Raw genomic sequence first — 8,027 nt, 5'->3', positions numbered from 1 at the left:
TTTCTCCTGAAAGGTATATAATATTATGTAAAAAAATTCATTTTTGAATTGATTTTTTTTGAATACTAATCAGGGGAGAGAAATGAAAAATTTAGAGAAGGTAAATTATAAAGGCTTTATTTGGCCTTTAGTAGTAGGTATAGTGCTGTGGTTAATCACACCATGGCGACCAAGAGGTTTATCACTTCAAGCTTGGGAAATGTTTGCAATCTTTGTTGCAACGATTGTGGGATGTATCACAAAGCCGCTGCCAATTGGTGGTACGACATTGCTCGGAATGGTAGTAACTGTTTTAGTTGGCTTAGCTCCAGTTAAGGACGTAGTTAACTCCAAGGGCGTCGTAATACAAACCGGTATTTTGAGTTCCTTTGGCAACTCGGCTGCTTGGCTGATCGCTATGGCTTTTATCATGGCTCACGGTATTAGCAAGACCGGTTTAGGTAACCGCGTGGCTTATTTAATGATTAAAAAGTTCGGTAAACGTTCAATCGGAATTGGTTATGCTGTTACTGGTCTAGAATTGATCATGGGTGCACTTATTCCATCTAACAGTGCTCGTACTGGTGGGGTAACTTGGCCTGTAGTTGAATCAATTTCTAAGAGTTACAAGTCCAATCCTCACGATCCTTCAAGAAAGAAGATCGGTGCATACTTAGATTTCACTGCCTTTCACGCTAATATTTTGTCAACAGCATTATTTATTACTGGTGCTGCTCCTAACTTAGTTGCGCAACAGATGGCTGCACAAAAGGGCTATCAAATGAGCTGGATTAGTTGGTTCTGGGCAGGTTTAGTTCCAGTCATTGTGGCTACATTAATTATCCCAATTGTCATTTACAAGATGTATCCACCTGAGATTACGGAAACTCCTAATGCTAAAAATTGGGCTGACGGCAAATTAAAAGAAATGGGTCCAATGTCCGAACCAGAAAAGATTATGGCGCTTGTCTTTTCTTTGGCAATTTTGCTTTGGGTTCTTTCAGGATTCTTCAAGATTCCACAACTTAACTCAGCCTTTGTTGCATTTTTAGCAGTAACGCTTTTGTTAATTACCGGTGTGTTAAGCATGGAAGATGCTTTGCATGAAACTGGTGCTTGGAACATTTTGATTTGGCTTTCAATCTTGATCCTCATGGCCGACAAGTTGATTTCTTACGGCTTCATTGATTGGTTCGCCAAGTTTATTCAAAGCAAAGTTCACGGCATCAGCTGGGGCTTAGTTTTAGTAGTACTTGTTTTATTAATGTTCTACACTCACTACTTCTTTGCTAGTGGTACAGCTCACATGACAGCACTTTATTTGCCATTCTTAACTGTGGCTACTGCAATGGGTGCACCACTTGGCCTTTCAGCTATGCTTTTAGCCTTTACTGGTGTAATCAACGCTTCAACCACTCACTATGCTAACGGTCCTGCCTCAATTTTGGCAACGACAGGCTATGTTAAGCAAAAAGAATGGTGGAAGATGAATTTCATCTTGGGAATTCTCTACACGCTGATTTTCAGTATTGTCGGTTCACTTTGGATGAAGATTATTGGTGTTTGGTAGAAAGAGCGATCTGGGAAACCAGATTGCTTTTTTTGTGTAATAATGAAATTAAAACTAAGAAGATAAAGAAGGATCAAAATGAAATTTAAAACAAATGATGATGTCATGCTGCACTACAGCGATACAGGAGAAAAAGACCGTCCCGTCTTATTGGGTATCCCTGGTATCGGTGGTTCTAGTCAAATGTGGCAAGACTTAATTACACTTTTTAATGATCGTTATCGCTTTGTCATGCTTGATCCGCGCAATCAAGGACAATCCGAGCGTACTTATCGCGGTCAACGAATCAGCCGTCATGCCGTCGACTTAGAAGAATTGATGGAAGAGCTGGATTTGCACGACGTAGTTGCCATCGGCAATTCCATGGGAGCTGCCAACATTTGGGCTTACTTGTCTATCTATGGCAAGGGCCGTCTTAAAGCTATGGTCGATTTGGATCAGTCACCTAAGATGATTGCCGATAAGACCTGGCAATATGGTTTTAAGGATTTAACCTGGGACAACTATCCAGAAATGTTAAAGTTCGATTTTGGCAAGGCTTTTTACCATCATATTGATGAGAAAATGTTCCAAGATGCCAAAAATGAATACCAAGCCTTTCCATATAATCCTGAGGAAAACTACAACTGCTTAGTAGAGCATTCCGAACAAGATTGGCGCGATGTGATTATGGATAGTCCTGTGCCGATGCTGGTAATTGCTGGTGAAAAATCACCATTCTTCAATCCTGATTTTACTAAGGCAATTAAATTTCTGAATGAAAAGGTCGAAACCGCGATTATTCCGGAATGTGGACACTTGCCTCAAGCAGAACAGCCAGCTAAAGTGCACAAGATTATTAGCAATTTTTTGCAAAATTTGAAAAACTAAGCACAAATTTGAAATATTAAAATGTCAGGAGTAAACTGTTCTTTGTGAAAAAGATTACTTGCTCTTTGATAATAGTAAGGTGGAATATCAATGGATAAAGTAGTTGATTTGTTTTTAAGTGATGCCGCAACTCGTCAAAAATGGGAGAATTTGCTTTCATCTTTAGATTTGCATAATTTTAGTGCAAGAGAAATTGATCAGATCGACCATACGATTGGTTTGGTGGATGAGGATTGCAATCTAGTTGGTACAGGAAGCGTTGCCGGTAATGTGTTGAAGTATATGGGCGTGATTAATGAAGATACGCAAGGCGCACGCTTTAACAAGGTCGTTACTAACTTGATGCAATATTTAGCTGGACAGAAGATTTACCATTCATTCGTTTTTACTAAGGCTAAGTATGCGACTAGTTTTGAACACTTGCATTTTAATTTGCTGGCTAAGACAGATGAGGCAGCCTTTTTAGAGAACGGGATGCCAGATATAAATGATTTCTTGAGTGACTTGCCAAAGGTAGAGGATCAAGCAGATAAGAAGATCGCAGCGATCGTAATGAATGCCAATCCTTTTACCTTGGGGCATCAGCACTTGGTTAAGATGGCAAGTGAAGAAAATGATTTAGTCTATGTCTTTGTAGTGGTTAATGATGTTTCTTTGTTTAATTTTAACGAAAGAATGAAGCTGGTTAAGGAAGGAACCAAGCAATTTGCTAATGTAAAAGTTGTTTCAGGTGGCGATTACATGGTTTCTCCAGCAACTTTCCCAGCTTACTTCTTAAAATCACCTGATGAATTGATTAAGGTCCAAACCTCAGTCGATGCAGCCGTGTTCAAGAATAAGATTGCACCTGCTTTGAACATTGCCCGGCGTTATATCGGTCAAGAACCTATTTCACGTACGACGCACTTTTATAATATTAGTTTGGCTCATGAGCTTGGTCCTGATATTGAAGTGATTACTGTTAAGCGCCTAGAGAAGGCAGGGCAAATTGTGACTGCGACTCAGGTAAGACAATGGATCAAGGATGGAGATTTGACCAAGATAAATAAGTTTGTGCCAGAATCTACCTATGGGTTTATCAAGCAAAATATGAGTGAATTGCAATCGAGAATTGAGAAAGGAATGAATATTGATGGAAATTAAAACTACTGCCGTAGCAGGAACTCTTGAAAGTTCTGATATTCAAATCATGATCTCTAAAGGTTCTAACGGCATTGAAATCGATTTGGAATCTGAAGTTAAGAAAGCATATGGTGATCAAATTGAAAAAGTGATCACCGAAACCTTAAAGAAGTACGGTTTGGAAAATGCCAAGGTTAAGGCAACTGACAAGGGTGCACTTGATTGTGTAATTAAGGCTCGTACTTTAGCAGTTGCTCAACGTGCAACTGAAACACAAGATAAGCCTGACTTGGAGGTGCTTTAAATGACTTACGTTAAAAATCGTTTACGTAGAACCATGATGTTCGTTCCCGGCAACAATCCTGCCATGATTAAAGATGCAGGTATCTATGGTGCCGACTCAATTATGCTTGACTTAGAAGACTCAGTATCTTTGACTGAAAAAGATGCAGCTAGAATGCTGGTTTATGAAGCAATTAAGACTGTTGATTTTGGCGGCAGTGAAATCGTAGTCAGAGTAAATGGTCAGGATACGCCATTTTATGATGAAGATGTTCGTGCCATGGTCAAGGCTGGTGTTGATGTCATTCGTTTGCCAAAGACTGAATCTGCAGCAATGATTCAAAAATTGGTTAAGGACATTGAACACTGGGAAGATGAATATGGCATTGAAAAGGGCTCAATCGGTGTTATGGCTGCCATTGAAAGTGCCAAAGGCGTTTTGAATGCTCCAGAAATTGCCACAGCTACGCCACTTATGATGGGACTTGCCGTATCTGGTGAAGACTACACCGCTGATATGCACACCCACCGTTATCCAGATGGCCGCGAACTTGAATTTGCACGCAACATGGTTTTGCAAGCAGCTCGTGCAGCTGATGTTTATGCCTTTGATACCGTATTTTCTAACATGAAGGATACTGAAGGCTTCTACCGTGAAACTAATTACATTCACGAATTAGGCTACGATGGTAAGAGTTTGGTTAACCCACGTCAAATTGCTATGGTTAACAAGGTCTTCAATCCAACTAAAGAAGAAATTGAACAAGCTAAAAATGTTGAAAATGCTATTCGTGAAGCCAAGGCTAAGGGTAGCGGCGTTATCTCACTTAACGGCAAGATGGTTGATAAGCCAGTTGTAGAAAAGGCAACCCGTGTACTTGAAACTGCTAAAGCTTCTAACTTGATTGATGAAGAAGGTAACTACATTGGAGAATAAAGTAAAACGCGAATTACCAGACGATTTAATGAATAAAATGGGTTTAAAGCCATTTGAAACTACTGAAATTGGTCATCCAGAAGTAAAGCGTGTAGCTCCAACAGTTCGCGTAACTATTGGCCAAAATAAGGTCGTTGCTTCTCTTGATGAGGTAATCAAGAATAACTTGAAAGATGGCATGACTATTTCATTCCACCACCACTTTAGAAGTGGTGACTACATCTTTAATATGGTCATGGACAAGATCATTGCTATGGGCTACAAGGATTTGACTTTGGCTCCAAGTTCATTGACTGGTGTCATGAATGATAAGGTAATTGAAGCTATCAAAAAGGGTGTTATTACTAACATTACTTCTTCAGGGATGCGTGGCTCACTTGGTGACTTCGTTTCTCACGGCGGCTTGAAGAAACCTGTAATTTTCCGTTCACACGGTAATCGTGCTCGTTTAATCGAAGAAGGAGAAATCAAGATTGATGTTGCCTTCTTAGGTGTACCTGTATCAGATCCTGCAGGTAACGCTAATGGTCAAGATGGGGATGCTGTATTTGGTTCATTAGGCTATGCTTTAATGGATGCTCAATACGCTAACAAGGTTGTTCTTTTAACTGATAACATTGTTGACTATCCAAACACCCCTGCTTCAATCAAGCAAGATCAAGTTGACTACGTAGTCAAGGTTGATAAAGTAGGTGACCCTGACAAGATCGGTTCAGGTGCTACTCGTTTCACTAAGGACCCTAAGGACCTTAAGATTGCTCAAATGGTTAACCAAGTTATTGTTAACTCACCATACTACAAGCAAGGCTTTAGCTTCCAGACTGGTTCAGGTGGTGCCGCATTAGCCGTTACTCGCTATCTTCGTAAAAGCATGATTAAGGATGGCATTACTGCTTCATTTGCTTTGGGTGGTATTACTAAGCCTACTACTGATTTGCTTGAAGAAGGTCTTGTCAGAAAAGTGATGGATGTTCAGGACTTTGATAAGGGTGCTGCTCAATCTATGGCTAACAACAAGAACCAACAAGAAATCGACGCTTCATGGTATGCGGATCCACATAACAAGGGTGCAGTAGTAAACAACCTTGATGTTTCTATCTTGTCCGCATTGCAAATTGATACTGACTTCAATGTTAATGTTATGACTGGTTCTGATGGTGTCATTCGTGGTGCTGTTGGTGGTCACCAAGATGCCGCCGCAGGTGCCAAGATGACTATTATTACTGCTCCACTTGTTCGTGGTAGAAATGCTACTGTTGTATCTAGCGTTGAAACTATCGTTACACCAGGGTCATCAATCGATGTCTTGGTTACTGAACGAGGCATTGCAATTAACCCAGCCCGCAAGGACTTGATTGATGCATTTAATAATGTACCAGGACTTAATATTTTGGACATTCATGACTTGCAAAAGATGGCTGAAAAACAAGTTGGTGTACCAAAGCCACTTGAATATACTGACCGTACTGTAGCTTTAGTTGAATACCGTGATGGTACAATTATTGATGCTATTAAAGAAGTTAAAGACTAAAAAGTAGATTTGCCTTAAAAGCATGCGCAATGCACATGCTTTTTTTGTTTTTTGCCAAAATTTGGATTAAATTTATAAATGTTTAAAATATGATGCATTTATTAGCTAAAGTTAAAAAATTAATTTTAATTTAAATAATTGAGATACGTATTTTTGATTTTAACCGTAGTTCTAGCTTGAAAATGTAAATTAAGTAATAATTAAAAATGTAAAATCAGCATTTTATAATTAATTATTAATATTGACTCAAATAAAAATTCAGGGTATATTAACGTTCAAGTCTATGCGTGGCGCCTAATTAGATTAATTTATAAAAAATAAAATATAGTTTAATATTTTATTTGTATAGTATTACTTATAGTTAATACAGCTACCAAATTAAAATATGTTTTACTGGGAGTTTAAAACATATGAAAAAACAATTAAAAGTGATAATGGCTGGAACTACTGTTTTTTGGGGAGCGAGCATATTTAATGATCCTGTACAAGCTATAGTTTTAGAAAAAGTGCCGACTACGCAAACAAGTAGTGAAAAAGAACATGAAGACTTTAGTATTTATCAAGATAAGATAGAGTCTAAGGATGTAGATGGCAATTTGACTACGGTTGGTGAGATTGCAGAAGATCAAAACAAGCACAACGCATTAGGCGTGGCTGGGATGTTCAATATTTTTTCAAAGGAAACTAATATTAGTGCAGATACTAATGGTAATGTTGCCACTAAGACTTATCATTCTGGCAATGAGTTTGGAGCTAGGGGAAAAAGTCACAATTTAACTGCTACTAAAGATGTCAATTACATCGAAAAGATAGAAGATATTGGGGCTAATGCTTTTAGGGCTCAAGATCAAACAGTAGTAGTGGGAAAAGATAGCGATAATGTGCAAAAGCAAGGCAATCAGGTATTTGTGAATGGAAAGCGGCTGGACCATTTGCATGCCAAAGATCTGCGTAAAGAAGATGAGATTCATCTGGGACATAAATACATTGATATAGATCGTGAATTTAAGAAGTTGGAGTTGAATAGCAACAGTTTTGCTAGAAATAAGCAGTCTGAAGGGATGCAGGTCAATTTTAACGATATGAATAATCGCTATATTGATGTCTCCAATGCTAAAAAAGATGAGTTCAATAATATTTATGTTGATTTGGATGCGCAATATCTGATGGCACCGCAGCCGATTACTAGAGACTGTCAAATAGTTTGTTTAAATAGATTTTTCTCGTAGATCGATTTTTTAATCTTTTATTTAGTCAAAGTAGGATTCTAAGGTATCCTGAACCTGACTAAAGCCTTTGTGGATTCGATTGAAATAGCGCTCGTTGTAGCTCATCGCCTGAATGCCAATAAAAGTATCAAGCGACTGTTCAGTTGGAAACTCTGCTTTAGGCTTAGCTTTACGCTTGATAACGTGGTTAAAGGATTCGATCATATTGGTGGAGTAAATTGAGGCCCTGATTTGTTTAGGATAGTCATAAAAGACCAGCAGATCAGGTTCAATCTCCTTGAGGTTTCTAATGACATGATTATAAGCTCTGTTCCACTTGTCATAGAAGGCGTGCAAGACTTTGATCGCAGCTTCTTCATTTGGCTGTTGATGGATTTGCTTGAATTCATTCATGATCGTTTCGCAATCATCTACGCGTACTTTAGCGCAAATATTGCGCATGACATGAACTAGACAGCGTTGAAAATGAGCTTTCGGATAAGTCTGCTCCAACGCTGTTTTCATACC

General features: G+C 38.7%; 8 protein-coding genes. 7 read left to right on the top strand and 1 reads right to left on the bottom strand.

What is annotated here, in order from left to right:
* The first annotated feature begins 82 nt into the window (after positions 1–82).
* The 7 genes from HMPREF0518_RS04655 to HMPREF0518_RS04625 all read left to right on the top strand — a co-directional run bounded on the left by HMPREF0518_RS04655 (position 83) and on the right by HMPREF0518_RS04625 (position 7,520).
* Positions 83–1,549 (top strand): DASS family sodium-coupled anion symporter, encoded by a 1,467-nt coding sequence (locus HMPREF0518_RS04655; protein ID WP_003626617.1) that lies wholly within the window; start codon positions 83–85, stop codon positions 1,547–1,549.
* A 78-nt stretch (positions 1,550–1,627) separates the two neighbouring features.
* Positions 1,628–2,419 carry an alpha/beta fold hydrolase gene (locus HMPREF0518_RS04650; RefSeq protein ID WP_003626616.1) on the top strand — a complete coding sequence of 264 codons (792 nt, stop codon included), beginning with the start codon at positions 1,628–1,630 and terminating at the stop codon, positions 2,417–2,419.
* A gap of 90 nt (positions 2,420–2,509) precedes the next feature.
* Positions 2,510–3,562 (top strand): [citrate (pro-3S)-lyase] ligase, encoded by a 1,053-nt coding sequence (gene citC / locus HMPREF0518_RS04645; RefSeq protein ID WP_003626615.1) that lies wholly within the window; start codon positions 2,510–2,512, stop codon positions 3,560–3,562.
* Positions 3,552–3,845 (top strand): citrate lyase acyl carrier protein, encoded by a 294-nt coding sequence (citD, locus tag HMPREF0518_RS04640; protein ID WP_003628158.1) that lies wholly within the window; start codon positions 3,552–3,554, stop codon positions 3,843–3,845. The genes citC and citD overlap by 11 nt, the downstream gene beginning before the upstream one ends.
* Positions 3,846–4,760: a citrate (pro-3S)-lyase subunit beta gene (citE, locus tag HMPREF0518_RS04635; RefSeq protein ID WP_003626613.1), complete on the top strand. Its 915-nt coding sequence runs from the start codon at positions 3,846–3,848 to the stop codon at positions 4,758–4,760.
* A complete protein-coding gene (gene citF, locus HMPREF0518_RS04630; protein WP_023192953.1) occupies positions 4,750–6,291 on the top strand; it encodes a citrate lyase subunit alpha in 1,542 nt (513 codons plus the stop codon). Before citE ends, citF begins: the two co-directional genes overlap by 11 nt.
* Before the next feature lie 410 nt (positions 6,292–6,701).
* Complete coding sequence (locus tag HMPREF0518_RS04625) at positions 6,702–7,520, top strand: hypothetical protein (protein ID WP_003626611.1); 819 nt, start codon at positions 6,702–6,704, stop codon at positions 7,518–7,520.
* A gap of 21 nt (positions 7,521–7,541) precedes the next feature.
* Here HMPREF0518_RS04625 and HMPREF0518_RS04620 read toward each other — a convergent pair.
* Positions 7,542–8,027, bottom strand: a 486-nt coding sequence (locus tag HMPREF0518_RS04620) for an IS256 family transposase (RefSeq protein WP_003626609.1), incomplete at its 5' end; no start/stop codon positions are given.

The sequence above is a fragment of the Lactobacillus helveticus DSM 20075 = CGMCC 1.1877 genome (genome assembly GCF_000160855.1).
Classification (GTDB): Bacteria; Bacillota; Bacilli; order Lactobacillales; family Lactobacillaceae; genus Lactobacillus; species Lactobacillus helveticus.
The sequence above is the reverse complement of the archived record's forward strand: the minus strand, read 5'-3'. Positions and strand labels throughout refer to the sequence as shown.